This is a genomic window from Bacillus sp. JJ1503, assembly GCF_036965125.1.
GTDB lineage: Bacteria > Bacillota > Bacilli > Bacillales > Cytobacillaceae > Cytobacillus.
In genome coordinates, this window is record NZ_JBALOZ010000512.1 from 402 (window position 1) to 2,080 (window position 1,679).

The window sequence follows — 1,679 nt, forward strand, 5'->3', positions numbered from 1 at the left end:
TCACTGTTAATAATTGGGGGGTAGAGAAAAACCTGGCCTTCTAGTTCATTTAATGATAAAATAACATTACTAAAATCTAATGGGAGGTATAAAAAGTGAAACTTGAAGAAAGAGGACGAGGAAAATACCGCCCCTTAAAGGAATATAACCCTGAAGAGGTAAAGAGACTTCTTCTACATAAGATTGCGGAAGAGGAAAAACTAATTAGAGAAATTGAAATAGATCACAGTTTACCCAATCTTAACTATCGTGATGATAAAATTAATATAATTAGCCTTTTTTCTGGCTGTGGGGGCTTAGATTTAGGAGTTGAACTTGCAGGATTATCAGCAGTAATTGGAGAGGACGAAGCACTTAAGGCTTTTAAAGATAAGGATTGGTTTAATGCTATTAGAGAGGATAGCATTTTTCATACTATTTATTCGAACGATCTCTTTAAAGAGGCAAATGAATCATATAACATAAATTTTCCTACTGTATATCAAGAACCGTTAGATATTCGAAAAGTGAAATCCTTTCCAAAAGCAGATTTGGTCCTTGGTGGTTTTCCTTGTCCTGGCTTTAGTGAAGCTGGACCAAGGTTGATTGATGATGAAAGAAACTTTCTATATATTCATTTTATTAGATGTTTAATCCAGGCCAGACCATTTGCCTTTATAGCGGAAAATGTTAAGGGTATGATGACATTAGGAAAAGGTGAAGTTTTAAATCAAATTGTCCAGGATTTTACTTCTGCAGGGTATAATGTAAAATTTAAATTAGTTAATGCTAGAGATTATGGCATTCCACAATCAAGGGAACGAGTATTTATAATTGGATTTAGAAGTGATCTTGATTTTGAATATGAATTTCCAAGCCCTACTCATGGGGAAGATAAATTACCTTATGTTACATTAAAGGACGCTATTGGAGATTTAGAAAACATACCTGGGGATTGGTTTGAAGGTGGATTTTCTCCTATATATTTATCGCGTAATCGTAAGAAAAAATGGAGTGAGCAGAGTTTTACTATTCAAGCATCTGGAAGACAAGCACCTTTACACCCGAGTGGTCCAGAAATGGTTAAATTAGGACCAGACAAATGGGAACTTCCTGGAAAAGAATCAGAACATCGTCGATTATCCGTTAAGGAAATTGCAAGAATTCAAACTTTTCCTGATTGGTTCATTTTCTCCGATGGAGGGAATAGAAATGTTCAAAAAAACAATAGATTAGACAAGCAGTATAAGCAAATTGGAAATGCTGTACCAGTTTTGTTATCGAAGGCAATTGCAATGCCACTAGCAATATGGGCTAAAAATAACTTAGAAATAATTAGACATCAAGATCTTGCGATTTCAAAATAATATATTGAAAAGAAAAATGGTGCCTGTCCTCCAGTAAAATACTTAGGAGCAGACACCTTTTCTTTTAAAAGACTTAGGAAAAAATTGCTTTCCTATTTCTTACTTTCATATAACCAAAAAGTCATGTCTATCTATAAATGGTCATTTATTAATGTTTTTCAATTTCATAAAAGTTTATAATAATACTTGTAATAAGACCACATAAATGGATGACTACAAACTTATACTGAGAATTAAATAATATAAAAGATCACAGTTCTCTAATGCAAAATCTAGTATAAGATCACCACTAACGCTTCAACACATCCAATAATAGGAGCGATGGTTCAGGAT

At 33.4% G+C, this 1,679-nt stretch carries 1 protein-coding gene; it reads left to right on the forward strand.

Going from position 1 to position 1,679, the window contains the following annotated elements; translation table 11 throughout:
- Positions 1-95: 95 nt before the first annotated feature.
- Positions 96-1,346 (forward strand): DNA cytosine methyltransferase, encoded by a 1,251-nt coding sequence (locus V7149_RS26075; protein ID WP_335348458.1) that lies wholly within the window; start codon positions 96-98, stop codon positions 1,344-1,346.
- The last annotated feature ends 333 nt before the right edge of the window (positions 1,347-1,679 follow it).